Annotated in this window: 21 protein-coding genes; 9 read left to right on the forward strand and 12 right to left on the reverse strand. The window is 42.6% G+C overall.

Annotated features, from left to right (window positions below; genetic code table 11):
• Window positions 1–95 precede the first annotated feature (95 nt).
• The 5 genes from VR862_RS02170 to VR862_RS02190 form a co-directional block, all read right to left on the reverse strand.
• Window positions 96–1,964 carry a CocE/NonD family hydrolase gene (locus VR862_RS02170; protein WP_324719303.1) on the reverse strand — a complete coding sequence of 623 codons (1,869 nt, stop codon included), beginning with the start codon at window positions 1,962–1,964 and terminating at the stop codon, window positions 96–98.
• A 67-nt stretch (window positions 1,965–2,031) separates the two neighbouring features.
• The gene (locus VR862_RS02175) at window positions 2,032–4,041 is read right to left on the reverse strand and encodes a protein-disulfide reductase DsbD family protein (protein ID WP_324719304.1); all 2,010 of its coding nucleotides are present in this window, start codon (window positions 4,039–4,041) and stop codon (window positions 2,032–2,034) included.
• Window positions 4,038–5,348, reverse strand: a complete 1,311-nt coding sequence (gene tilS, locus VR862_RS02180) for a tRNA lysidine(34) synthetase TilS (protein WP_324719305.1) — start codon at window positions 5,346–5,348, stop codon at window positions 4,038–4,040. The genes VR862_RS02175 and tilS overlap by 4 nt, the downstream gene beginning before the upstream one ends.
• 253 nt (window positions 5,349–5,601) lie before the next feature.
• Window positions 5,602–6,906: an anthranilate synthase component I family protein gene (locus VR862_RS02185; RefSeq protein WP_324719306.1), complete on the reverse strand. Its 1,305-nt coding sequence runs from the start codon at window positions 6,904–6,906 to the stop codon at window positions 5,602–5,604.
• Window positions 6,906–7,445 carry an NADPH-dependent FMN reductase gene (locus VR862_RS02190; RefSeq protein WP_324719307.1) on the reverse strand — a complete coding sequence of 180 codons (540 nt, stop codon included), beginning with the start codon at window positions 7,443–7,445 and terminating at the stop codon, window positions 6,906–6,908. Before VR862_RS02190 ends, VR862_RS02185 begins: the two co-directional genes overlap by 1 nt.
• A gap of 126 nt (window positions 7,446–7,571) precedes the next feature.
• On the opposite strand from VR862_RS02190, the gene VR862_RS02195 reads away from it, so the two are divergent.
• The 3 genes from VR862_RS02195 (at window position 7,572) to VR862_RS02205 (ending at window position 13,369) form a co-directional block, all read left to right on the forward strand.
• Window positions 7,572–8,921 (forward strand): DEAD/DEAH box helicase, encoded by a 1,350-nt coding sequence (locus VR862_RS02195; protein ID WP_324719308.1) that lies wholly within the window; start codon window positions 7,572–7,574, stop codon window positions 8,919–8,921.
• A gap of 434 nt (window positions 8,922–9,355) precedes the next feature.
• Complete coding sequence (locus tag VR862_RS02200; protein ID WP_324719309.1) at window positions 9,356–11,728, forward strand: PAS domain-containing sensor histidine kinase; 2,373 nt, start codon at window positions 9,356–9,358, stop codon at window positions 11,726–11,728.
• Between the two features lie 108 nt (window positions 11,729–11,836).
• Complete coding sequence (locus tag VR862_RS02205; protein ID WP_324719310.1) at window positions 11,837–13,369, forward strand: GH3 auxin-responsive promoter family protein; 1,533 nt, start codon at window positions 11,837–11,839, stop codon at window positions 13,367–13,369.
• Here the strand turns inward: VR862_RS02205 and VR862_RS02210 are convergent.
• Window positions 13,366–13,929: a TlpA family protein disulfide reductase gene (locus VR862_RS02210; protein ID WP_324719311.1), complete on the reverse strand. Its 564-nt coding sequence runs from the start codon at window positions 13,927–13,929 to the stop codon at window positions 13,366–13,368. The two genes, VR862_RS02205 and VR862_RS02210, sit on opposite strands and share 4 nt — an antisense overlap.
• A gap of 122 nt (window positions 13,930–14,051) precedes the next feature.
• Here VR862_RS02210 and VR862_RS02215 point away from each other — a divergent pair, with 122 nt between their 5' ends.
• Window positions 14,052–16,241 carry a M3 family metallopeptidase gene (locus VR862_RS02215; protein WP_324719312.1) on the forward strand — a complete coding sequence of 730 codons (2,190 nt, stop codon included), beginning with the start codon at window positions 14,052–14,054 and terminating at the stop codon, window positions 16,239–16,241.
• Between the two features lie 50 nt (window positions 16,242–16,291).
• Here the strand turns inward: VR862_RS02215 and VR862_RS02220 are convergent, their stop codons facing one another.
• The 4 genes from VR862_RS02220 to VR862_RS02235 form a co-directional block, all read right to left on the reverse strand.
• A complete protein-coding gene (locus VR862_RS02220; protein WP_324719635.1) occupies window positions 16,292–17,725 on the reverse strand; it encodes a phytoene desaturase family protein in 1,434 nt (477 codons plus the stop codon).
• On the reverse strand, window positions 17,725–18,594 hold the full coding sequence (locus VR862_RS02225; RefSeq protein WP_324719313.1) for an SDR family oxidoreductase: 870 nt from the start codon (window positions 18,592–18,594) through the stop codon (window positions 17,725–17,727). Before VR862_RS02225 ends, VR862_RS02220 begins: the two co-directional genes overlap by 1 nt.
• Before the next feature lie 74 nt (window positions 18,595–18,668).
• The gene (locus tag VR862_RS02230; RefSeq protein ID WP_324719314.1) at window positions 18,669–18,887 is read right to left on the reverse strand and encodes a hypothetical protein; all 219 of its coding nucleotides are present in this window, start codon (window positions 18,885–18,887) and stop codon (window positions 18,669–18,671) included.
• Between the two features lie 197 nt (window positions 18,888–19,084).
• On the reverse strand, window positions 19,085–19,228 hold the full coding sequence (locus tag VR862_RS02235; protein ID WP_324719315.1) for a hypothetical protein: 144 nt from the start codon (window positions 19,226–19,228) through the stop codon (window positions 19,085–19,087).
• Window positions 19,229–19,457: 229 nt separating this feature from the next.
• Between VR862_RS02235 and VR862_RS02240 the strand changes: the two genes are divergently transcribed.
• Window positions 19,458–20,858 (forward strand): MATE family efflux transporter, encoded by a 1,401-nt coding sequence (locus tag VR862_RS02240; RefSeq protein ID WP_324719316.1) that lies wholly within the window; start codon window positions 19,458–19,460, stop codon window positions 20,856–20,858.
• 115 nt (window positions 20,859–20,973) lie between these two features.
• Complete coding sequence (locus VR862_RS02245) at window positions 20,974–21,261, forward strand: hypothetical protein (protein WP_324719317.1); 288 nt, start codon at window positions 20,974–20,976, stop codon at window positions 21,259–21,261.
• Between the two features lie 332 nt (window positions 21,262–21,593).
• Here the strand turns inward: VR862_RS02245 and lpdA are convergent, their stop codons facing one another.
• Together lpdA and VR862_RS02255 are read right to left on the reverse strand one after the other, a co-directional pair.
• On the reverse strand, window positions 21,594–23,000 hold the full coding sequence (lpdA, locus tag VR862_RS02250) for a dihydrolipoyl dehydrogenase (protein WP_324719318.1): 1,407 nt from the start codon (window positions 22,998–23,000) through the stop codon (window positions 21,594–21,596).
• Between the two features lie 135 nt (window positions 23,001–23,135).
• Window positions 23,136–23,594: an Lrp/AsnC family transcriptional regulator gene (locus VR862_RS02255; RefSeq protein WP_324719319.1), complete on the reverse strand. Its 459-nt coding sequence runs from the start codon at window positions 23,592–23,594 to the stop codon at window positions 23,136–23,138.
• Window positions 23,595–23,752: 158 nt separating this feature from the next.
• Here VR862_RS02255 and VR862_RS02260 point away from each other — a divergent pair, with 158 nt between their 5' ends.
• The 3 genes from VR862_RS02260 to deoD all read left to right on the forward strand — a co-directional run bounded on the left by VR862_RS02260 (window position 23,753) and on the right by deoD (window position 26,562).
• Complete coding sequence (locus VR862_RS02260) at window positions 23,753–24,976, forward strand: aminotransferase class I/II-fold pyridoxal phosphate-dependent enzyme (RefSeq protein ID WP_324719320.1); 1,224 nt, start codon at window positions 23,753–23,755, stop codon at window positions 24,974–24,976.
• A 240-nt stretch (window positions 24,977–25,216) separates the two neighbouring features.
• Complete coding sequence (deoC, locus tag VR862_RS02265) at window positions 25,217–25,867, forward strand: deoxyribose-phosphate aldolase (RefSeq protein ID WP_324719636.1); 651 nt, start codon at window positions 25,217–25,219, stop codon at window positions 25,865–25,867.
• The gene (gene deoD / locus VR862_RS02270; protein ID WP_324719321.1) at window positions 25,864–26,562 is read left to right on the forward strand and encodes a purine-nucleoside phosphorylase; all 699 of its coding nucleotides are present in this window, start codon (window positions 25,864–25,866) and stop codon (window positions 26,560–26,562) included. The genes deoC and deoD overlap by 4 nt, the downstream gene beginning before the upstream one ends.
• Window positions 26,563–26,632 lie beyond the last annotated feature (70 nt).

A 26,632-nucleotide genomic window follows, 5' to 3' on the forward strand; every position in this document is an offset into this window, starting at 1 on the left:
ATTTAGGTGGAGGAAAAGTAATAAAATTGCCGAAATTCTTCTGCAGCATCTACAGAAAAAAGGTGTCAAAAAAGACATTTTTGACACCTCTTGTTTTATTCCAGAACGCTGAAGATGATCTTTGAGTCGTGGAAGACCTTATGCGTCTGCTTTTGAAAATCTTCCTCATCGGCTTCAAAGATATTCTCTACATAAGTCTGTGGATTCCTGTCGATCAAAGGGAACCATGTGCTTTGAACCTGAATTTGCAGCTTGTGACCTTTTTTAAAGGTATGGTGAATATCCTGAAGCTGCAGGTCTACAGCGGTCTTCTTGTTTGGCTCAAAAGGCTCGGGATCTGAAAAACTATTCCTAAACCGGCCCCTTATCACTTCACTTCGCACCATCATATGATAGTTGCTCATGGAAAGGTAATCCTGAGTTTCCTCATAATCTTCGGCATCGGGAGGATACACATCAATAACTTTTACCACCCAATCGGCTGCTGTTCCTGTAGTCGCTACCTGCAGTTTTGCCAGCACCTCCCCTGCCAGGGTGAGATCTTCTTCTAAAACTTCAGTTTCATAAACCAGCACATCGGGTCTTCGGGCTGCGAACCGCTGATCATCGGTCATATATTTCCTCGGAGTAAAGACCATTTTAATATCTTCAGAATATGGCACCGGTTTATTAGGATCGCTAATAAATTCTTCGGCACCATCGGCAAGAGTGGGAAGATCAAGGGGTGCGCTAATCAATTCCTGCTCATCTCCCAGATAAAAACTCTTCTTTTTTGCCTTTTTTGGAGGCCATGCCACATAACTCTTCCATTCCTTTAAACCTGTGTCAAACATATAAGCTTCGGGAAGAGGCAAAGAGCCATCGGCTTCACCTTTCAAAAAGTGATTAAAGAAGATAGTCTCAATTTCTTTTTGATAGTTTTCGGAAATGTTATCTCCGAAATAAACATTCCCAATTGCCTGCCGTTCCCTGGTGCGGGCCCAATCACCGTGGCTCCAGGGTCCCATGACAAGCATATTAAAATTATTACTGTTCTTCTCGATGGTCTTATAGATATTGAAAGGTCCATAAAGGTCTTCGGCATCAAACAATCCTCCAACCACCATTACTGCCGGCTTTATATCTTTTAAGTGCTGAACGATCCCGCGCTTTTGCCAGAACTCATCATAATTTGGATGTTCCTTAAGCTGCTGCCAGAAAACATTGTCCTCACCATAGTATTTATCGAGGTTCTTTAGAGGTCCGGCATCAAGAAAGAATTGATATTGGTCCTTAGTGCCCAACTCCGGAAAGGAGTACCAGGTAGAATCTGTCGGGTTGGTCTTTTCATAACCAAAAACCGCTGTTGCCCTCCAGTAGCTTAAAAAATAAGCTCCATTGTGGTGAAAATCGTCAAAAAAGAAATCGCCGATAGAAGCCTGCGGGGAAACAGCTTTTATTGCGGGATGATCTGCGAGAAGAGAATAGGTGGCATAAAAACCTGGGTAAGAAATTCCCCAAAGGCCGACCTTCCCGTTGGTATTCTTTACATTTTTAAGTAACCACTCCACCGTATCATAGGTATCGCTTGCCTCATCGAACTGCTTTCCGTTTTTATTGGGAATAAACGCCCTCATGTTGTCGTAAACTCCTTCGCTCATCCATCTTCCTCTTACATCCTGGTAAACAAAGATGTTCCCCTGCTTCATGAGGTATTCATTTGGTCCTATCATGGAACGGAATTTATCTTCTCCATAAGGCCTGGAACTATAGGGGGTTCTGGTCAATAGGATAGGATACTTTTTAGAGGTATCCTTAGGGGAAAAGATAGTTGTGTGGAGATTGATGCCATCCCTCATGGGAATAACTACTTCTCTTTTGTTGTAATGTTCTTCGACTTTGTAGTCGGTTTGAGCATAAGCCAAACCGGGGTTTCCAACCAGAAGGAACAGTACCGGCAGGATAAAGATCTTGGTAAATTTCATCAGTAAGGTTTGTTTTGAAGTCCCTAAAGATAGAAATTCCATTCAGAAACAGAACATTCAGGAAGTTTTACTTCTTGAACTGTTCCACACCTTCTTCCAACCACTCCCTAAATTCATCAGAATCCGGTGTGTATCCCACAGGCTGGTTGAGCATGTTCATATCATGATCGAGGAGGACGTAAAAAGGTTGTGAATTATTCCTGAAGTTCAATGTTTGGAAAGTGGCCCATTTGTCACCAATGGTCTGGATCTCTTTAATTCCGCCACCGGGCTTTTGATAGTTGAACCTTTGATCTTCGGCCAGTTCTTTTCTGTCATCCACATAAAGTGAGATCAAGACGAAGTCATCCTTCATAATATCATAGACTTCAGGATCACTCCAAACCTGTTCTTCCATTTTGCGGCAATTCACACAGGCCCATCCTGTAAAGTCCAGGAGAATAGGCTTATTTTCAGCTTTTGCTGCGGCTACACCTTCATCAAAATCCTTATAGGCTTTTAGGCCCAGAGGTCCTTCAGTTTCTTTTTCATAGATACTGTAAAACAACGGCGGTGGGAATCCGCTCAAAAGTTTAAGATTAGCGTGGGAAGTGTTTGTAAGTCCGGGAACCAGGTACACCACAAATGCGAGAGTAACGATTCCCAGGAACAATCTTCCTTTGCTCAATTTTGTCTTTGGCCCGTCATGAGGAAATCTTAGTACGCCAAAAAGGTAAAGTAGCAATCCAATTCCAACAATGATCCAGATTCCTATGAAGATTTCCCTTTTTAGGAGCCCCCAGTGCTGCACCAGGTCGGCATTTGAAAGGAATTTAAAGGCCAGAGCAAGTTCAATGAAACCCAGTACAACTTTAACCGAATTTAGCCAGCCACCGCTTTTGGGCAGCGAATTGAGCCAGTTTGGGAAAAGTGCAAAAAGTGCAAAAGGAAGTGCCAGCGCAAGTCCAAAACCTCCCATCCCAAAGGATAGCTGAGTTGCACCACCATCTGTGGTCAAAGAACTTCCAAGCAGGGAACCTAAAATAGGCCCGGTACATGAAAAAGAAACCAGCGCCAGAGTCAATGCCATGAAGAATACACCTATGATCCCTCCAAAGCTCGATGCTTTATCATCCATTTTGTTACTCCAGGAACTGGGTAAAGTGATCTCATAATACCCAAAAAATGAAAAGGCAAAAATTATGAAGATCACAAAGAAGATGATATTCAAGGTAGTGTTAGTGGAAATATTATTCAGGATCTCCGGGTCCAAAGAGTCCAGTAAATGGAACGGCAGACTCAACAAAAGGTAGATAAGAAATATAAATACCCCATACATGACGGCATTTACCAACCCTTTACGTCGTGTCCTGGCTCCTTTTGTAAAGAAAGAAACTGTAAGAGGAATCATTGGGAAAACACAGGGCGTAAGGAGCGCGATCAATCCCCCTATGAATCCCAGGAAGAAAATGGTGGTATAACCGTCTCCTTCTTCCTGCACAATTTCAACTCCGCCTACTCCTTTGACGTCAATGTTTAAAGCTTCGGTCAATTTTTGATCCTTATCTGAAACTTCAAGATCTGTAAAGCCTTCAACTACCTCATTGTTGCCAATATCAAAGGAAAACCGCTCTGTATCGGGTGGCAGACATTTTTCATCATCACATACAGAGAAATAAACTTCCGCAGTAATTACCAGATTTGTAGGATCAAGAACTTTTACCCTTTGCTTAAAAACAGCCTCGTCTTCAAAATAGGTAATATCGGCTTCAAAGACTGCATCGTATAGTGCAGCCACATCCGGCTCTGTTGTTGGACCTAGCAGCTCGTATTTTCCGGGCGCTTCAGAATAAGAAAATTCAGTTGGAATTGGTGCGATATCGATTTTCACCTCTTCCTGCGAGTACAGGTGCCAGCCCGGTTCTAGGAACGCCGTAAAAACAAGGTTGTAGATAGAATCATTTTCCTGCTCAACCCTTGCTTCCCACTCGATAGGATCTTCGAGCCCCTGTTGTCCCAAATTATTGGGATCAAAGATCTGGGCTTGGGTGCCAAAAATGCTAAAAATTAAGAGCGTTAAAAATATGGGTAATCTCATGGTGTATAACTTAATCGCAAGATTTCTTTTGTAGTGTCTTCAACGGCAAAGCGGGCGTCGGCACGATGGCCAATGACCCAAATTATGTTCTCTTCGGAACAAAGGAGCCAGCAATTCTCTTTTTGAGGCAAAGATAGCTTCTCATCCTTAAAAAATTTACTGAGCTTCTTTTTTCCCTGCATCCCGAATGGATAAAAATAGTCGCCCTGCCTCCATTTCCTTACAACTAAAGGGTAATGCAGCTTTTCCCGGTCGAGGTAGATGCTCCAGGGATCGGTTTTTAAAATATCTTCTACAACTTCAAATTGAAAGGTCCCCATGGGCAACATCACTACCTCTTCATTTTCCAGGATCTCGTAAGTTTTATCCTCATTCGGTGGTAGCACGGTGAGCAGCAGGTCTTCGCGGTCCCTAATAAGCCGGTGGGTATTGGAAAAGACCATTTTACCGGGCTGGGCATTGAGAAGGCCATGCACATCTTCCCATTCTGTAAAACCGAATGACTTGAAAAGGTTGTACATAACAGCCTTGGTATTCGGAAGGCTTTGCAGCAACTTTACTTTAAAGGAATAACCGAATTCCTCCTCCTTTGCGATCTTCGGAAAAATAGCCGCGATATAATCTTCAATGAGTTGAGAACTTTGCTGAAGGTGGCTCCTGGTCTTGCCAAAGCTCTCCAGCAACTGCGGATTCAATTCCAGTAACTTCGGAATAACTTCCAGTCTCACTTTATTCCGGAAATATTTTAACGATTCATTACTGCTGTCTTCCCGCCACTTAAGTTTTTGCCGGTGAGCATAATTCTCAATATTCTCCCGTGTAAAAGGTAACAGCGGCCGAATAGTGAATTCATTCACATCCGGAATTCCTGTTAGGCCTTCAAGTCCCGTACCTCTAATAAAGTTGATAAGCACTGTTTCGAGGTTGTCATTGGCGTGATGGGCGGTAAAAACGTGATCGAACTGAAGTGTTTCGAGTAATTCTCTAAACCAGTCATAGCGAAGTTCCCGGGCAGCCATTTGGATGGAGATCTTTTTCTCTGAAGCATAAGCCTCAGTTTCAAAGCTCTCGATAAAAACTTCGGCCTCCAGGGCATCTGCAAGTTCCATGACAAAGGCTTCATCTCCATCACTTTCCTCCCCTCTCAGCTGAAAATTGCAGTGAGCCAGGGAGATATCCAGTCCGGCATCCCTGCACAGGTGAGCGAGTACAACACTATCCACCCCACCGCTTACGGCGAGAAGTATCTTTCTTTCCAAGGTCTTAGGAAAATGCTCTTCGAGATGTTTTTTGAACGCTAACAGCATAGGCTCAAAGATATTAAAATTGGAACGGCTTATGTGGATTTTTAAACCGGCTTTTTCCAGACGGGGTTCTTATGACTAAAGACGTTAGTCCTGAGGATCTCAATCTCCTTAGCCACGGATTCACTGATGGTCCCTTGCTGAAATTAAGCTGTCATTTTGAAACTTATTCAGGCAAGGTCACATTGCCCACTGACCACTGAACACTGAACACTGCCCACTGAACACGGAACCACTAAACACTGAACACTGCCCACTAATTTTCCTCCAGCACCTGCCTAAGTGCAGCAGCTTTCAAGAGACATTCTTCATATTCATTTTCCGGAACAGACCTGGCCGTGATAGCCCCACCCACCGAAAATGAGATATATTTCGAGGTGGAATTATACAAGATACTGCGTATTACCACGTTTAAATCAAAATCCCCCGAAGGATCAAAATATCCAACCGCTCCGCTGTAAAGTCCGCGTTTGGTTTCCTCGAGCTCTTCAATGATTTCCATGGCTGAGATCTTGGGAGCACCTGTCATACTTCCCATCGGGAAAGTTGTGCGTAACACTTCCACCGGTGGTATACCTGCTTCCAAAGTAGCCTTAATTGTGGAGACCATTTGATGTACCTGGGGAAAACTGTAGACCTTACATAATTCTGCAACTTCAACACTGCCTTTTTTTGCCGTTTTTGAGAGGTCATTGCGTACCAGGTCTACGATCATCACATTTTCAGATCTTTCTTTAGGATCATTCTCGAGATTTCTAGCCAGTTCACTGTCCTTTTCGGGATTTGAAAGAACTCTGCGCGCTGTTCCTTTTATGGGCTGAGAGATCAAACGGTTTCCCTTCTTCTGAAGGTATCTTTCGGGCGATGCCGATAAAAGGTATTGATCATAATTCCGTAGGAAAGTGGCAAAAGGTGGACTGGAAATGTTATTTAGAGCCACAAATTTCTCAAAAGGATCTATTTCTGCATCTTCAGCATAGAATTCCTGACAAAAATTAGCTTCATAAATATCTCCCCGCTGAATATGAGCCAACATTTCCTCAACTTTTTGCAGGTATTCCAGTTTTGAAATGCGTGGTTGCATTTTTACATCCTTTACATCTCCTGAAAATTCCTCCTGAAAATCCCTTTTTTGAAGGATATTTTCAAGATCTTCTTCCAGCTCATCGTCTACCATGGGCAGATAGTGAAGCTCCATTTCCCCGGCTTTTAAAAAGATGATCTTTTTCGGCTGAAAAAAGAACAACTCCGGAAAATTAAGCCCATCATAATTATTGGAGCTCAAATCTTCCACGTCATTTTTAAGATCGTAGGACAAATATCCAAAGATCCAGTCGGCTGTCGTTTCCTGGTATTCCTTTAACTTGTCGAATGCTTCCGAAGCATCAGTTTGTATGGCTGTAAAAGCATCAACAGCTAAAACGGCCTCATAGTTGGAATAGCGGTCATTATAACCGTTGCTATCAAACCACACTACCTCCTGGAACTGCCGCGCCCATTGCAGCAAAGCCTTCCTGGCCGGAAAATTCTCGTCTAATTTGACGTTTTTGGATACCCGCACTACTCCTTAATTTGTTGAGAAAAAGAGGTAACTACATCTATAATCCCCAGATCAAAGACCTCATTGACAACCAAACCTTTTTCTGAATCAAAGTTTTCATAGAACTGCGGCAGGCTGAAGCTTTCCACCACATTGGCTCCAAATCTCGGGAATTGATTCTTGCAATACTCCAGGGCCGAGGCACCCCCGCGTTTACCCGGGGAAGTGCTCATTAAAAGCACCTTTTTGCCATCAAGGAATTTTCGTTCAACACGGGAAAGCCAGTCAATGATATTCTTAAAGAACCCCGAAACGTTGGCGTTGTATTCATTCACGGCAATAATAAGTGCCGGTGCTTCAAGGATCTTTTCGTAGAGGAACTTTACATTCTGCGGAATCCCTTCCTTTTCCTCGACTATACTGTACATAGGGAATTCGAGCTCATGTAGCTCAAGCACTTCCACGTGATGGTCTGAAATTCGATTGGTAACATTCAGGATCAACTGGTGATTGGTGGAGGTCGGGCTACTGGAGCCGGCAAAGGCAAGGATCTTGGTCATAATTGCAAAATTGGAAGTCAAAAATACAAAATAGGCAGGGAAGAAATCAGGAATATTGGCAGCCATACAAAACTCATAGGCTTTCAACAATTTAAGCTTACCTTTGGCCTTTTAAATTTTTACCACGTGACTTTTCAGGACCTTAATCTTACCACCCCTCTTTTAAATGCCCTTGAAGATCTTAAGATCTCCACTCCTACTCCTATCCAGGAGCAATCTTTACCCGTCATACTTTCGGGAAGGGATATGGTAGGGATTGCCCAAACCGGAACCGGTAAGACCATAGCATACCTCCTGCCTCTCCTTAAAACCCTTAAATATTCTGAACAAAAGAATCCGCGGATCCTCATCCTGGTTCCTACCCGGGAACTGGTGGTACAGGTGGTAGAGGAACTTGAAAAGCTTACCAAATATATCAATACCCGCATCCTCGGAATCTATGGTGGAACGAATATTAATACTCAGAAACAACAAGTAGCGCAGGGAGTGGATATTATTGTTGCCACCCCCGGGAGACTATATGATCTTGCAATTAACCGGGACCTACAGTTAAAATCTATACAAAAGCTGGTCATTGATGAGGTAGATGTGATGCTGGATCTCGGATTTAGATTTCAGCTTACAAATATTCTGGATCTTATACCTGCCAACCGTCAAAATATCATGTTCTCTGCAACAATGACTGCCGATGTGGAAAAACTTATAAAGGAGAATTTTAAAAATCCTGAAACAGTTTCGGTAGCTGCAAGCGGAGCTCCCCTGGAAAATATTCAACAGGAAGGCTTTGAAGTACCTAATTTCTACACCAAAGTAAATCTTCTGAAACACCTTTTAGAAGACAGGGAAGCATTTCACAAGGTGCTCATTTTTGCCGGAAACAAGCGCATTGCCGACCGACTCTTCCAAAATCTTGACCCTCTTTTTCCTGAGGAGTGTACTATTATCCACTCCAATAAGACCCAGAATTATCGTTTAAGGAGCATAAGGCAATTTGGTGACGGTTTCTGCCGCATTCTCGTGGCCACAGATGTTATGGCGCGAGGACTGGATATAGAACAGGTGAGTCATGTTATAAACTTCGATACTCCCGCTTACCCCGAGAATTACATCCATAGAATTGGACGTACTGGTAGGGCAGAAAAACAGGGACATGCCATTCTTTTTACCGCACCTACAGAAAAAGAAGACCTGCAAAAGATAGAGGCTCTCATGGACCTAAAGATCGACTTCCGGGCATTACCTGAAGAAGTTCCGGTTTCTTCTGAACTCATTCCGGAGGAACAGCCAAAGTCCAATGAAATTTATAATCCGGTCAAATTCTCTGATGAAGACAAGCCCGGCCCGGCTTTTCACGAGAAAAAGGAAAAGAACAAAAAGGTTAACCTCGGTGGGTCATATCGAAGAGAGATAAAGAAGAAATACAAAAAGCCGAAGACGCGAGGTGACAAAAATTACAACCAAAAAAAGAAAAAATAGACATAAGAGATTAGCTACTAAACAGTTACATTAAGAATTTATTCACTAAAAATAAAGTTAAGACGAACTGTATGATTTTACCGTCAAATCACATTTCATTTTAGGATTCGATACAACTTTTCTTCATACATTTTATTTCATTCCACTCTTTTGGTACAGCTAAATTGATCTTTTTTAGTCTTTTACCTCCTACTGTACATGCCATTTTTAATGAGATTCAGGAACAAAAGCTCCATTTTTTTAAATTTTTCTTTTGACAGACAATCAGTAACCACGCGCCTTTAGAAATAAATTATTCTCAAATCTTTAAAAAACTGAAAAACTGTTAGTTGGATTTCAAAAATTATATTAAGTTTAACTTTCATACCCCCCTTTGTATTGGAAAGCCTGAACATCAAGAAATCCCCCACCTGTTGTTCAAAAATTTTTTCTTCATGAAAAGTACTTTTATGTTGGATGACTTTACTATAGGTACCGCGCACAGCCTGTTCAATGTCTATGAGGGACATGACAAGCAGGAATTCCTGTTGTTCATTAGTTCTGCTGATGATCTTTCCTTAAGAGCTGTGAATTATCGCTGTTTACAGTATTTTAAAAGAGATTTACCGTTTAGGGAAGGCAATCATAATTTATTTTGTGAGATCATACATCCGGAAGATTATCCACTTATAGTACATCAATTAAATAACCTTCGGGATCTTCAAATAAACGATGATCACGGTGTTGTTATCAGGGTGAGGTCTCCTTTTGGCTACTGGAAAAAATTTCTGTTTCAATGTCGTCCTTACCTGGGATTTGATGGAGAAACTGATGAAGAATATGTCCTGGTCCTGGCAAAACCCCTGGATAGTAATAGATTTCAGGCAAGGAAAGGGATAAATATTGAAACTGAAAAATCCCTGCAGGAAAGCCTCAACAGGTATAGAGTATTGGTCAATTCCCTCGACCAGGGATTTGGGGTGGTAGAAATGATCTTTGACCTTAAGAAAAATCCCGTTGACTACCTGTTTGTAGAGATCAATCCTGCTTTTGAAAAGCATACAGGCCTTAACGAACCGTTGGGGAAAACAATGAGGGAATTTTACCAGCAACATGAAAGCCACTGGTTCAGCACCCTGGGAAAGGTTGCATTTACGGGAGAAGCAGTGCGTTTTGAGGATTATGCGACTGCTCACAATCGTTGGTTTGATGTATACGCCTTCCCGATTGGAAGCGCCAAAAGTAGAAAAGTGGCCTGTCTTTTTTCCGATATCACTCCCCGAAAGGAAGCTGAGGAAAAACTTCAAAAGCTTAATGAAGACCTCGAATTCAAAATAAAAAGTCGAACTCAGGAACTGGAGGAAAACAACGAATTACTCCAGATGGTATTCGATACCGTTAACCAGGGGATCTTTATCATGAAACCTCTGTTTGGTGAAAACTATGATATTGTAGACTTCACCTACGTAAGGGTAAATAAGGTAATCAATCGGTATTACAACAAAAAGCGGATGGTGGGACGTAGCTTTTTAAAGTGCAATCCCAGAGCTACGGAAAAAGGTGTGTTTGAAGCTTTAAAACAAACTATGCTTACAGGAGAATCTGCCGACCTGGAGATCCATGTTGACCGCAACGGAAGACAAAACTGGATTCACCTCACCAGCAGGAGGCAAAAAGGACTTCTTATCTGTTCCCTGGAAAATATTACCCGCGATAAGATCAAAGCTCAAAAGCTCAAGGACAACATTAGATTTAAGAAGCAGCTAATAGAAACCTCGCCAGATATTATCATGATCTTCAACCTCTATGATGAGCAGGTGAGGTATATTAACCGGGATCTTTCCAAAGAAGAAGGCATGACCGTGGAAAGGGTTGTGGGAATGCCATTGCTGGACGTAATCCCGATGATCCATCCACAGGACAGGCAAAAATGCCTTGAGTTCCACACCCGCTTAACGAGAGCTAAGGATGAAGATATCATCGAAGTAGAGTTCAGGTTAAAAGGAGCGGGCAAACACTGGGATTTCTACAATGCCCGCGGAAAAGTCTTTATGAGGAACAAAAAAGGAAATGTGTATGAATACATAGTTCTCTTAAGAAACGTTCAGGCTCAAAAAGCAACTCAGCAGGCCCTGATCTCTGCGGAAAAACTTTCGATCAAAGGAGAGATCGCAAGAACTCTGGCTCACGAATTGAGGAATCCTTTGGCCAGCATTGGCATGTCTGCAGATATTCTGGAAAAGTTGACCAAAGGCCCACAAAAGAAATTGCTGAGCAACTATACAGGAATAATTAAAAGAAGTACAGCAACCTTGAACAACCTGGTTACTGACCTTCTTACAACTTCAAATTATTCTAAACCTAACCTAACAAAATGTTGCCTGGCTAAAACGACAAATAAAGCACTGGCTCATGCCCGGGATCGAATCTATCTCGCAGGAATAACAGTGCAAAAGAAATATCGCGGTTCCTACTTCATATATGCTGATGAAGAAAAACTAAAAATTGCTATTCTCAACATCATAGTAAATGCAAGCGAAGCCATGACTCCAGATGAGGGAGAATTAACGTTAAGTATAAAGAAGAAGAAAAATAGTTTCTCACTGCATATTACCGATAATGGTTGTGGAATGGAGAAGGAGCAGCTGGACAAACTCTTTGAATCTTTCTATACCAAAAAGCCCGGCGGAATGGGAATTGGCCTTAGCTCGGTTAAAAATATCCTCGAAGAACACGGGGCGCAGATCGAAGTGCAGAGTGTTCCCAAAGAAGGTACCACATTTGTTCTCACCTTTCCCTGCCATGAGGATGCTTTAAAAGGAAAATAAACAGCGGCCGCTAGAAAAAACCGATTATTGTGTATCTTCGGCAATTAATTGGAGCAGTATATTTTCCTGATCCTACCGAGTAAATATTACAAAAGTTGATCGCAATTTATGGGGATAATAGATTCCATAGGCAATCTGGTCATGAAGAGCCGGATAGAAGACTTAGAAAATTCCATCAATAATCCTCATGAGACACAGCAAAGAGTCTTAAAAGATCTTTTGTCAACTACCAAAGAAACCTATTACGGGAAAAAATTTCATTTTAAGGACATCCATAACTACCGTCAGTTTCTCGAGCAGGTACCATTAAATAATTACGAAGATCTTTTTCCATACATTGACCTCATTCTTAAAGGGGAACAAAATATCCTGTGGCCTACTCCCATAAAGTGGTTCGCGAAATCATCGGGAACGACTGGTGCCACAAGTAAGATCATCCCCGTTTCGACAGAAGGTTTGGAGCTGTGTCATTACCAGGGCGGCCGGGATATGCTGGCTTTGTACATAAGGAATTACCCCGACGCAAAGTTGTTTTCAGGAAAGAACCTTTCTATAGGCGGAAGCCAGGAATCCAGGTATTCCGAGAATAATGATCATTATATCGCTAATATTTCTGCGATCGTAATGAAAAATCTGCCGTTCTGGGCGCAGTTTGGTCGTACTCCTGGACTAGAGGTGACCATGATGAGTAACTGGGAAGAGAAGATCAAAAAGATCGCTGAAGTCACGTCTCAGCAACGGGTAACGAGCCTCGCAGGTTCGCCAATGTGGATGCTTCTCTTACTTCAGCATATCATCAAGGAACAGAAAATTACTTATATACAGGACGTTTGGCCAGACCTGGAGGTTTTCTTCCATGGCTCGGTTTCTTTTGCGCCTTACAGGCCGCTCTTTGAAGAACTGGATAAGAACAACAGCCTGCGTTACCTCGAAATTTTCAACGCTACAGAAGGGTTCTTCGCGCTTCAGGATCAAAAAGAGGATCCTTCCCTCCTGCTTATGCTCAACTACGGAATCTTTTACGAGTTCATCCCTGAAAAAGAATTCCTTTCAGAAAATCCTAAAGTGATCCCATTGAGCGAAGTGGAAATAGGAAAGAATTATTCCATGGTGATCAGCACCAACTCCGGGTTGTGGCGCTACAAGATTGGAGACACCGTTAAGTTTACAAGCACCAGTCCATACAGGTTCACCATTAGTGGTCGCACCAAGCATTGTATAAACGTGTTTGGAGAAGATCTTTTCGCCGAACATGCCGAAAAAGCAATTTCTCAGGCATGTCGTGAAACTGGTGCCATTCTTCGGGATTTTACGGCAGCTCCTTATTTTTATGACCGTAGTAAAAAGGGATATCACGAATGGCTCATCGAATTTGTAAGGGCTCCGCAAAACCTGCAGGCTTTCACCGATATCCTGGACAGGGAACTGGGAAGATACAATGATGATTACGCTTCCAAGCGAAAAATGGATGTTGCTATTCAGCGCCCTGTAGTTCGGGAAATGCCTGAAGGTACTTTTTATGAATGGTTAAAAAGGAAAAATAAGCTGGGAGGTCAACACAAAGTTCCGCGCTTATCCAACAGTCGTGAATTTGTGGAGGAACTGCTTCTCATTAGAAAATCATTGCAGCCGGAAATTTAATTTTCCATCAGCAACTCATCAAGGAGCTTTTTAAATCCTGAATCATTCCAGTTAGCCGAACCTTTTTTGTTTACGGCTATTTTTCCATCCCTCGAGATCACGAATGTAGTAGGCAGCGTACGCGACTGCAACTTTTGAGGTGCCATATCCAAAGGCTGGTATACCGGAAGACGGTAATCTTTCTTCTTCAGGAATTGCTTCAGTTTTACTGTTTCTTCAGTAGAAATAAAGTAAAAATTCACCTTGCCCCCATACTCGTTGTACAATTTCTGAAAGGATGGCATTTCAGCAATACAGGGAGGACACCAGGTAGCCCAAAGGTTGATCACTGCAACCTCCCCTATACTGCTTTGAAAATTAACGGGTTGTCCCTCCATATTTACCAGGTTCCAGTCGTAATCTTGCAACATCTCCCGGTCCTCCTCGGCTATTTTTGACGGACTAAAAGAAATTATCCGGTTCATGGTCACCTGAATTGGCTTCCGGGTTTGCGGAATAAGCAATAGGACGATAAGGATAATGAACAGGATATTTGACCAGTTCTTCTTTAAAAATTCCATGTCTGTATAAACTGCTTAAAAGTAGTTCTAAAAAATTACCTGTCAAAAATGGCATTTTTTGATCCTCTTAATTTTTTAGATTATTAGTATCTTGGAAATCGAATAATTTTAATGAAAAGAAAATGATCCCCACAAAAAAATTGAGTATTGGTCTAATTACAGCCACAGTCATTGCAGCATGTGGTTCAGGAAATTCTCCTGTTCCCACACCGCAGGATCAACAGGCCGAAACAGTACAAAAATCTACTATGAAAAATGATCTTTTACAGGAATGGACAGGCCCCTATGGCGGGGTCCCTGCATTCGATGAAATGAAACTTGAAGATCTACAGCCGGCGATGGAAACTGCCATGGCTTCGCACTTACAGGAAGTGCTCATGATCTCTGCAAACCCTGCTCCCCCCACTTTTGAAAATACCGTTCTGGCAATGCAAAAATCGGGAGAAGAGTTGGACCGAGTTTTTACCTACTACGGCATTTGGAGCAGCAATATGTCTTCGCCGGAGTTTAGGGAAATTCAGCAGAGATTGGCCCCAAAGATTTCTGAATACTCTTCAAAAATATCTCAAAATAAAGAGCTTTTTGAAAGGGTAAAATCCGTTTATGAAAATTCCCTGAAGAATCCTCTTTCCCCTCAAAAACAGAGAGCTGTACAACTTATGTACGAAGATTTTGCAATGGAAGGTGCAGATCTTAATGAAGCAGACAAAGCCCGCTATGCCGAAATCAACAAGGAGCTATCGCGTCTTTACACCCGGTTTAGCAACAATGTTTTGGCCGAAGAAGAGAATTACGTCGTTTACCTTGAGGAGGACGAACTAAGCGGTCTACCGGAGTCGTACGTGAAAGCTGCTGCAAAAGCCGCGGCCGATCGTGGTGAGGAAGGAAAATATGCGGTACTTAATACCCGCTCCTCTATGGATCCATTCCTTACTTATTCTGATGAAAGAGAATTAAGAAAGCAGGTTTGGAAAAACTATTATTCCCGTGGTGATAACGACGATGAATACGACAACAAAGAGATCATAGAAGAGATCCTGAAGTTGAGAGATGAAAGAGTTGAGTTGCTGGGTTATGATAATTACGCTCAGTGGCGACTCCAAAACAGAATGGCAAAAACTCCCGAAAGAGCCATGGAGCTCATGGAAGCAGTGTGGCCTGCTGCCCTGGCACGGGTTGAAGAAGAGGTAGCCGATATGCAGGCGCTTGCCAAAGCCGAAGGAAAGGATATCGTGATCGCTCCCTGGGATTACAGGTACTATGCAGAAAAAGTTCGGCAGCAAAAATACGACCTGGAATCGGATGAAGTAAAGCAGTACCTGCAATTAAACAAGCTTACTGAAGCATTACTTTACACAGCAGACAGGATATTTAACTATAAATTCACCCCGGTGCCGGAAGGGACAGTTCCCGTTTATCATGAGGATGTAAAAGTCTGGGAGGTGACAGATAAGGACAGTGGCAAACATATTGGCCTTTGGTATCTCGATCCATACGCCCGCAAAGGAAAACGCTCCGGCGCATGGGCTTCACAATACCGAAGCCATACCGAAATGGATGAAAAAGAAGAAACCGTTCTGGCTTCCAATAATTCGAATTTCATAAAACCGGCTCCGGGAGAACCCGTTTTGATCTCCTGGGATGATGCAACTACTTTTTTCCACGAATTCGGTCATGCCCTGCACTTCTTTGCTTCAGAAGTAAAATATCCAATCCTCAACAGCGGGGTGAGGGATTACACCGAGTTCCAGTCACAACTACTCGAGCGCTGGCTATCTACAGATGAAGTGATCAATCGCTTTCTTGTTCACCACGAAACGGGTGAGCCGATTCCGCAGGAACTGGTAGCAAAGATCAAGAAAGCCTCTACTTTCAATCAGGGATTTGCAACCACCGAGTTTCTTGCATCTGCACTAATGGATATGAAGTTGCACACTACAGATCCTGAAGAGATAGACATGGATACCTTTGAAAAGGAGACCCTGGATGAGCTCAATATGCCATCACAGATCGTAATGAGACACAGAACTCCGCACTTTGGCCACGTTTTCTCCGGGGAAGGATATGCTACGGGGTACTACGGTTACCTGTGGGCAGATGTCCTGACATCGGATGCTGCGGAAGCTTTTAGAGAGGCCCCGGGAGGATTCTATGATAAGACTGTAGCCGAAAAACTGGTAAAATACCTATTCGCTCCGCGTAACGCTATGGACCCTGCAGAAGCTTACAGGCTCTTTAGAGGAAGAGATGCCACCATTGATGCTTTGATGAGGGATCGAGGTTTCCCGGTTCCTTCAGAAAATCAGCAGTAATACACCCAAATTAAATATAGAATGGCCGGAAATTTTCCGGCCATTCTTTTTTAAAGCAGTTCTTTAAAATGATCTTTCAAGGCTTTTTGAGCCGCATGGAATCCACACATTCCATGAACCCCACCCCCGGGAGGGGTGGACGATGAACAGATGTAAACCCGGGGATCTGGTGTGGAATAAGGAGATAACCGGGCGACAGGTCGGGTAAAAAGTTGAGTAATGTCCTGCTTTCCACCATTAATATCTCCCCCAATAAGGTTTGGATCAAACTGTTCCATAGCAACTGTGTTCATTGAAGAACGCGCCAGAATAGTATCTTTAAATCCAGGAGCTGCACGTTCAATTTGATCTTCAATAACTTCTGAATAATCGGTAGTACTTCCATTGGGAACATGCACATAGGCCCATGCCGTATGTTTACCTTCAGGAGCCCGGGAAGGATCAAAAGGTGTATGTTGAGCAATCAACACATAAGGAGTTTTTGTCATGTTCTTTTCATGAATCCCTTTTTCAGACTCCTCTATTTCCTGTTGAGAAAAACCAAGATGTACAGTCGCTGCTTTCCGGCATTTTTCGCTGGTGAACGGGATTGGTTCACTTAGAGCCCAATCCATTTTGAAAACTCCGGCACCATATTTATACGACTGCATTCTCTTTCTGTAAAAAGAATTAAAGTTGAGTCCCCTGACCTTCAGCAATTGCTTTGGAGTCAGATCAAAGAGATAAGCGTATGCAGCCGGAAGATCCCGAATATCCTGCACGAAATGACCCGTATGTATCTCTCCTCCCAATGATTCGTAATGTTTTACGAGGGCATTAAAGAATTTCCCGGCTCCACCTTTGGGAAATGGCCAGTTGTACTTGTGGGCACTTGTGGTAAGCACCAGCCCAAAGGAAGCTGATGCGAGGCTCGTCAAAGGCAAGGTAGAATGCGCTGCCGAGCCATAAAAGAACATCCTGGTTTTCTCATTTTTGAAGTACCTGTTGGCTATCATCCGGGCAGAGGGTAAAGCCTTTAATCCAAATTTCATGAATTGTAGAGGATGATCGGGGATTCCCAACGGGCCAAGGAGATCCTTGTTGAGCTTATCCCAGTTATCCAGCAACGGTTTTATGAGATTCAGGTATTCATCCTTATCCTCTCCCAGTTGTGCGGCAGTGGCATGTATATCTTTGTAGCAGGCATGAGCTGTACCGTCTGTAAAGGGATGGGCATAAGCTACTTCAGGAAACACCCACTCAAGCCCATGATCCTGCAGGGGAAGATCCCTGAAAAAAGGGGAAGCAAGCCCTAAAGGCAAAATAGCAGAACCCACATCATGTTTAAAGCCCGGCAGAGTCAACTCCTGAGTCTTGGTAGCACCACCGGGAACAGGTGACTGCTCAAAAATGGCAGTGTTGAGACCTTTTTGCTGTAGCCGTATTGCCGCAGCTATTCCATTACTTCCACATCCAATTACTATAGCATCATATTTTTTGGACATCACGGCAGATCTTTTTCCAGGTCGAGACTTTCAAGATATTCTTCAAAGGTAATATCTCCATGTTTTTCCCCGATCATATCGTTAGTAGTCACAAATTTGAAATATTTTAGTTTGGCAGAAATATTATCATCAACCATTTCGGGCAGAAACATTCCCCATTCGGCCACTTTCTCGGGAACAGGAATAACTTTCCCTCCAATCTTTTCGGCGATCATGTCGGCCATTTCCCGGCGCGTATGTACCAGTGGCCCTCCTACTTCTATTAAATCGGGACCTTCATTTAAATACTTCACAACGACCTTTGCCAGGTCTTTTTGATGAATACTATTTGTGCGGGCATTACCGTCCCCTACTATGGGAATAACTTTTCTTTTTGCCATGATTGCCAGATCGTTCAAGCCCGAAAAAAATCCAACAGGTCTTATGATGGTGTAATCCAGGCCGGAGGCTTCCAGTGCATCCTCCACCATTTTATGAGATTTGGCTACCTCATACTCCAAGGCTTTTTCAGCACCTTTAATTGAAACATAGATAAATCTCTTCACATTGTTCTTTACGGCATCGTCCAGGATATTAGAGTTTGCGTAAAAATCGTTTTCCATAAAAGATTTTCCGCGGTTAGTAAAGAGACTAACACTTTTTCCAAGGGTAGAAATAACTATAGAGATGTCTTTAGTAATGTCTTTAATGACCTCATTGCCTTCACTGGCATCGGCCCGCCATACATCATCGGTAAAGTTCGACACCTTTTCAACTCCGTCTGCAGAATGTACAAGGGCTCTTACCTTTTTCCCCTGTTGATGAAGTAGTTTTAGTACTTCCAGGCCTAGAGCTCCTGAAGCCCCGGCCAATAATATTTTCTCCTCCATGATTATGATCTTTCTTCCTGAAATTACAGGAAATAATCAGAAGAAATTGCGGGAAATCCGGGATTAACAAAAAATTAGAGGGCTGTGTGCTCCATTTTCTCCCGTTGCATTTCGCGCCGGCAAAAGGTCTTTAATTTTTCCTTGGCTTTTGTCACAGACAGGATCCTACGGTGAGCACAAGTCACTTTTTCGGGTTTTCGGCTATTGATCAATTTAGAAAGAGCAGCTTTTTCTGAAGAATTCAACAGATCGAGGTGAGGCTTCATCAATTTGTAGATCGTATTTACATCCATGACTCCATTTTTTCTTAGCAAGAGCTAATTAGTTCTACCTAAAGATATTAAAAATTGAGGGAATGAACAAGAAGCCCAAGCATTAACAGGTTAGTAAGAGAATGATTCGTAAAGAAGAAATTATTTAAGTAAGTAGAGACAATAGAAAGACAGCCCTTGAAAAAAGGCTTAGGTGTTTCACACTTTTAAGGTGTATGTTACTTGGCAATTTCCATAATGACCAATACAATGGCCAGAATCGCGATCAAAAAGATCATACCAAGCACAATAGCAATAATTACCTTCTGGGCAGTGGAAAACTCAACTGTGTAGTTATTCCAGATGTTTGTTAAAACGCTCATGATGTAATAGAGTTTTCAGTAATTTTAGATCATATTCTTACTTAATACATTCAACTCCTTTAATTTACGAAATTTCTTCATGATCAACAACTCCTAATTTTTGGGATAAGATCAATTTGTCCAATTACTTGTTGAACAACGCCGGTTTAGATTTTTCCTGAAGATGTTTCTTACAATTTGTAATTGCATCTCCTTATGCTACCATTGGCGGAATTATTAAAGTTTTAGCATGAATTGGTATTTGGCTGCAGTATTTTTGTTCCAGATGAAGCAAAAAAGGAAATACACTGAAGGTAAAATCTTTAGTTCCCTCTTTAATCTTGCCGTTCCCATAATCCTGGCAAATATTCTTCAAACAGCTTACCAGTTGATCGACACTTTTTGGTTAGGCCGTTTGGGTGCAAACGCAGTAGCTGCGGTGAGCATTAGTTTTCCCCTGTTGTTCCTCGTGCTTTCATTGGGATCTGGCTTGACTCTGGCAGGAACGGTACTGGTTTCCCAGTACTATGGAGCCGAAGATCAAAGAAAGGTAGATTTCAATTCCTCGCAAACCATCTCCCTCATCTTTTTTGTATCTCTAATGCTTTCTGTCCTGAGCTACTTTTCTGCCGCACCCCTCATGAGACTTATTGGAGCCGGACCTGAGATCTTAGGTGATTCTGTAGAATACTTTCAGGTATCCTCAATAGGTTTTGTCTTTCTGTTCATGTTCTTTGCTTTTCAATCTCTCATGCGCGGAATCGGCAATGTAATGCTTCCGGTTTACATAGTTTTGTTTACCGTTTTTCTCAATCTTTTTCTGGATCCGCTTTTTATTTACGGGTATGGACCAATCCCGGGATATGGTGTCGCAGGGGCAGCGGTTGCTAGCATTGTTACACAGGCTCTTTCCGCAGCAATAGGCTTATGGATCCTTTTTAGAGGTAATAGCGGGATTAGGATACGTTTGGATCAAATGCGGCCGCATTTCTTCACCTTAAAGAGGATTGTTAACCTCGGAGTTCCCGCAAGTGTGGAGCAGTCGACACGCGCACTGGGAATGACATTTATGGTAGTACTGGTCACGGGCTTTGGAAGTGAGGTCGTAGCCGCATACGGAATTGGTGCCAGGATCCTGAGTTTTATTGTCATTCCGGCACTAGGATTAGCCATTGCCACGACTTCTCTGGTAGGGCAAAATATTGGAGCCATCAAAATCAAAAGAGCCGAAAAAGTGGCCAACCTCAGTAGTCAGATCGCTTTTTTCGGGCTCACGGGAATGGGTTTGCTTATGTACTTTTTTGCTGAACCTATTACTGCTTTCTTTATACCAAATGACCCCGATGTTATTAAAGATGCATCGCTTTTCATTAAAATAATGGCTCCCAGTTTTGGACTCCTGGGTGTACAGCAGGTTTTAAACGGGGTGTTCAATGGCGCCGGCTTCACCAAAGCATCCATGCTTATCTCCATACTTAACCTCTGGATCATAAGATTTCCCGTTGCTTTTGTACTGTCTCACAGAACCGGTTTAAGCTACGAAGGTATCTGGTGGGCTTTCCCTATATCCAATCTCATCGCAGCCCTCGCTGCATTCATCTACTTCAAAAAAGGATACTGGAAAATTAGAGTATTCAGAAAAAGGAAGTAACTCCACCACCTGATTCACAAGAGCTTAACAGAAATATTCTTTTGCTGTTAAAACTCTTTTTCCTGAATGGCAAAAATTTGAATTTAGAGAGATATTAATTAAAAACTAGTTGACCATGGCAAAATCAGATTCAAAAACCACAAAAGATCACAACACTATAAAAAATTGGACTGAAGCCAGGGATGGTAAACCTGCCGTAGTTGAAAGTACTTCAAAAAGCAGTAAAGGCGGCGGACTCTTACGCATAAATTTCCCCGGCTATGCAGAAGACAATCTAAAAAATATTTCCTGGGAAGAGTTCTTCAGGATCTTTGACGAAAATAACCTGCAATTTCTGTATCAGGAAGAAACGAAAGACGGCGGAGAAAGCCGGTTCTTCAAATTTGTAGGTGACGACAATTAGTTCATATATTAACCATTCTAGAACTAAAAAGGCTGTCCATTGACAGCCTTTACCTTTATCTGTTAAAATTGAATTAGGTTCTGCTTTTCTTTTTTGCGGCTTTTGCAGCACGCTTTTCTTTAAGACTCAGTACCGGCTCTTTTTTGGCTGAGTTCTTTGAAGGCGACTTTTCTTTTGGCATCTTTTTTAAAGAATTGATTTCGATATAAATGTAGTAAAAGAGACAACGCAAAAACGACCCAAAGAAAATTTTTGTTTCCAAATTGAAACAAAAAAATAACCTGCCAAAAAGGACATTTTTGACAGGTCATCATAAACTCTTTGAGAATAGCCTATATATGGATCGGTCGGTTACCGGTCGCTGCGAGGGCAGCTTCCTTCACTGCTTCAGCATAGGTTGGATGGGCATGGCTCATCCTGGAAATATCTTCAGCCGAGGCGCGGAACTCCATGGCAGTTACGGCTTCAGCAATAAGATCGGCTACACGGGCTCCGATCATATGTACTCCCAGCACTTCATCTGTAGCTTCATCGGAAAGAATCTTGACCATTCCATCAATATCTCCACTGGCTCTTGATCTTCCAAGGGCGCGCATTGGGAACTTTCCTTCCTTATATTTAATTCCTTCTTCCTTAAGTTGCTCTTCGGTCTTCCCCACTCCGGCAACTTCAGGCCAGGTATAGACCACTCCGGGAATAAGGTTGTAGTTGATGTGTGGCTTTTGTCCGGCAATAACTTCAGCAACAAGAGTTCCTTCTTCCGAAGCTTTGTGCGCCAGCATAGGACCTTTTATTACATCTCCAATTGCATAAATGTTTTTAACAGAAGTCTGCAAGTGCTCATTTACTTCGATCCTTCCGCGGTCGTCGATCTTCACTCCGGCAGCATCGGCATTGAGACCTTCGGTATAAGGTTTTCTACCCACAGAAACCAGGCAGTAATCTCCCTTAAATTCTACATCTTTATACTTTTTGTCCTTAGCTTTCACCACTACTTCGTCACCGTTTCTCTCTACGGCATTGACCTTGTGAGAAACATAGAACTTCATTCCCTGCTTCTTCAGGCTTTTGGTCAACTCTTTGGCCAAAGCAGAATCCATTGTTGGAATAATACTGTCCATATACTCCACCACAGAAACTTTGGCTCCCAGTCTCATGTAAACCTGCCCAAGCTCCAGTCCTATGACTCCGCCACCAATTACAACCATGTGTTCGGGGATCTCCTTAAGCTCCAATGCTTCGGTAGAAGTGATGATCCTCTCCTTGTCAAGGTTAATGAAAGGCAGACTTGCCGGTTTTGAACCTGTAGCTATAATCGTATTCTTTGCCTCGAGGGTTTCGGTCTCACCATCAGATTTTTTGATGTTTATATGAGTTGCGTCCTTAAAAGAACCTACCCCTTCAAAAACCTCAATTTTGTTCTTGTTCATAAGGAACTTGATCCCATCTACAGTTTGATTCACTACAGACCGTTTTCTCTCGATCATTTTCTCCAGGTTCACCTTTACCTCTCCCGGAATTTCGATCCCGTGCTCTTCAAAATGCTTTATGGCATCATCGTAGTGGTGTGAAGAATCAAGTAAGGCTTTACTTGGGATACATCCCACGTTCAAACAAGTACCTCCAAGGCTGGAGTATTTTTCTATAAGTGCGGTTTTCATTCCCAACTGGGCGCAGCGAATCGCAGCTACATACCCTCCCGGGCCTGATCCTATAACAGCAACATCATATGTGCTCATAAAAATAGTTTTTGTTGATTTTTTAAAAAGAGAAACAAAAGTACAAAAGTTAGTTCGGAGTTGGTAGTCTCTAGTTCCTAGATGTGTCAATATCTCTTCAACCCACAGAAGATCTTGAACTTTTAACCTTACACCTTAAACATTTAGGACGGTAGTATTCTTCACCGGACTAATCACAAAAGTACTTTGGGTGCTTCCTATGTGCTCCAGCGCGGTGAGTTTATTGAGCATAAATTCCCGGTACGCCTCCATATCCTTTACCATGACTTTGAGGATATAATCATATTCCCCGCTCACATGAAATACTTCCATAACTTCGGTGAGCTTAGTTATCTGGCTTTCAAATCCTGTGACATTTTTTTTAGTATGCTGCACAAGTTTGATCTGGCAAAAAGCCGTAAAAGAACGATCTACCTTTTCGGGTTTTACGAGGGCGACGTACTTAGAGATTACTCCTGACCTTTCGAGCTTTCTGATCCTTTCATACACCGCAGTAACAGAAAGACCTAACTTCCCTGCCAGTTCTTTATTGGTCTTTTTAGAATTTTCCTGAAGGAGTCCCAGTAATTTTTTGTCGGTATTGTCTGTCTTCATCTGTAAAATTTTCTCTAAAAGTGGTGATTCAGCAAAGATATCAGAAACATTATCTAAAAATATGATTTTTGACAGGTAATATTTCTATATATGAGCTTTATCATTGATATTCTTTCTGAAGCTTCTTTTCTTTGGAAGGAATATTAAATAGATCCATTATGAAATTTAAACCGGCAGATAAGATCCAGGACTTACAGCATTTTGGAGAATTTGGAGGGGTAAACCCCAGTATTTCGGATTCTTCGACCTACACCTTCCTTTCAGCAAAGACCATGTTTGACACCTTTGAAGGTAATGCTGAAGGTTGCTACCTGTACTCCCGTCACTCCTCTCCATCAAACTTGTATCTTGGAGAAGCCCTTGCGGCTATGGAAGGCACCGAAGCTGCAAACGTCGCGGCCAGCGGAATGGGAGCTATTACCCCCGTACTTTTACAGCTGTGCCGGGCGGGCGACCACGTAATTTCAAGCCGTACAATCTACGGAGGAACCTATGCATTTCTGAAAAATTTTGCACCCCGACTTAATATCAGCACTTCTTTTATTGACATCACGAATCTTCAAAAAGTTGAAGCAGCGATTAACGAAAACACCAAAGTTATTTTTTGCGAAGCAGTAAGTAATCCTCTTCTTGAAATAGCAGATATTAAAGGACTTTCAAAAATTGCAAAAAAGCACGGCCTTAAACTGGTAGTGGACAATACCTTCTCGCCACTGGCGATTTCCCCTGCAACCATGGGAGCAGATGTGGTGATACACAGCCTTACCAAGTTCATCAATGGATCCAGCGATACGGTGGGCGGAGTTGCCTGCGGAACCCAGGAATTCATCAATGAACTTCGAAGCGTCAATGACGGAGCCAGCATGTTGTTAGGCCCCACTATGGATTCCCTTCGTGCAGCATCAATTCTTAAGAACCTTCGTACCCTCCACATCCGGATAAAGCAACATAGCCATAACGCCATGTACCTTGCTCAAAAATTTGAGGAGGACGGACTGAGAACTGTTTATCCCGGACTGAAAAGTCACCCGGGCCACAAGTTGTACTCCAGCATGATGAACGACGAATACGGTTACGGCGGAATGTTGGTGGTTGATGCAGGTTCCCTGGAAAAGGCAAATGCGCTGATGGAACTTATGCAGAACAAGAATCTGGGCTACCTCGCGGTGAGCTTAGGATTTTATAAGACACTTTTCAGTGCTCCCGGCACTTCCACTTCTTCAGAAATTCCCGAGGACGAGCAAAAGGAAATGGGACTTACAGACGGGATCATAAGATTCTCCATTGGTCTGGACAACGATATTGAGCGCACCTATGAAATGATGAGGGAGTGCATGATGGAAATTGGTATCCTTCAGCCTTCAGAAGAAATGACGCAATAGATTTTCTTTCGTCGCCCAGAAGCGAGAAAAAGCTATACTATTGATAATAAGTTTATAAAATAAGAGGTCCAAAAAATGTCATTTTCAGGACCTCTTATTTTTCTAGGATTTATCTTATAAGCGACTTCGAATCTTTATATTTGTGAGGTTTTGCCGGCGAGCAGGTCCTTCCCTACAAATGACCCTCATCATTTTTGACACGGCAAAATCATTACATTTTTGCAAAAACATTTAAACATGATTGAAATTAACAAGTACATAGATCATACTATTCTAAAGGCTACAGCTACAGAAGATGATATCATTGAACTTTGTAAGGAAGCTAAAGAGCACGATTTCTTTTCGGTTTGTGTGAACAGCGGCTATGTTAGCCTTGCCAAAAAGCAACTCGAAGGGTCTAAAGTAAAGGTTTGCACCGTAGTAGGTTTTCCGCTGGGGGCTATGTCAACAGAGGCTAAGGTCTTTGAAACAGAACAGGCGATAAAAGATGGTGCCGAAGAGGTGGACATGGTGATCAATATTGGCGAACTACGGTCAAAGAACTTTAAAAAAGTAGAAGAGGAAATTGCCGCAATAAAAAAAGTTGTTGGCGAAAGGGTTCTCAAGGTGATCCTTGAAACCTGTTATTTGACTCCGCAGGAAATTGTTCTTGCCAGCGAGCTCGCTGTAAAAGGAAAGGCAGATTTTATAAAAACTTCTACAGGCTTTGGAAATGACGGGGCCAGGATGGAAAATATTGAGCTTATGAAAAAGGCAGTAGAAGGCAAGGCAAAGCTCAAGGCATCTGGTGGCGTCAAGAATCTTGATACAGCGCTGTCTTTCATTGAAGCCGGAGTAGAAAGAATAGGAACTTCTTCGGGAGTATCAATAGTAAAGGAATTAAAGAAATGAGCATACACATAGGCGCCAAAAAAGGCGATATAGCAGAGACAGTATTATTACCCGGAGACCCGTTAAGGGCAAAATGGATTGCCGAAACCTACCTGGAGGACATTACCTGCTACAACAAGGTACGTAACATGTTTGGATACACCGGAACCTACAAAGGCCGTAGAATTTCGGTACAGGGAACCGGAATGGGTGTTCCTTCGATCTCCATCTACGCGCATGAGTTGATCAACGAATTCAATGTCAAGAACCTAATAAGGGTAGGAAGTGCCGGGTCCTATCAAAAAAGCGTCAAGATAAGGGACATCGTTATAGCGATGGCAGCATCCTCCACATCGGGGATCAACCAGTACAGGTTTCAGGGAGCCGACTTTGCTCCCACTGCAAGTTTTAAACTTTTTCAGCAGGCTATAGAGAAAGCAAAAGAAAAGGAAATTGAGGTCAAGGCCGGGAACGTACTTACCAGTGACGAATTTTACGCCGATGAATTCGAGTCTTACCAGCTGTGGTCAAAGTTTGGAGTGCTCTGCGTGGAAATGGAATCTTCGGGATTATACACCATTGCAGCTAAACACGGAGTAAATGCCCTGTCCTTATTAACGATTTCAGATTCCCTTGTCACCGGTGAAAAAACAACGACCGAAGAAAGGGAGAAAACCTTTAAAGGAATGGTGGAAATTGCTCTCGAATTGGGTTAGACCATCTTTCAACCATATCAAAAGCGGAAATTCTCAGGTGGAATTTCCGCTTTTTTATTTTGAACAAGAC

It is taken from the genome of Salinimicrobium aquimaris (genome assembly GCF_035607535.1).
In the GTDB taxonomy this organism is placed as follows: Bacteria; Bacteroidota; Bacteroidia; order Flavobacteriales; family Flavobacteriaceae; genus Salinimicrobium.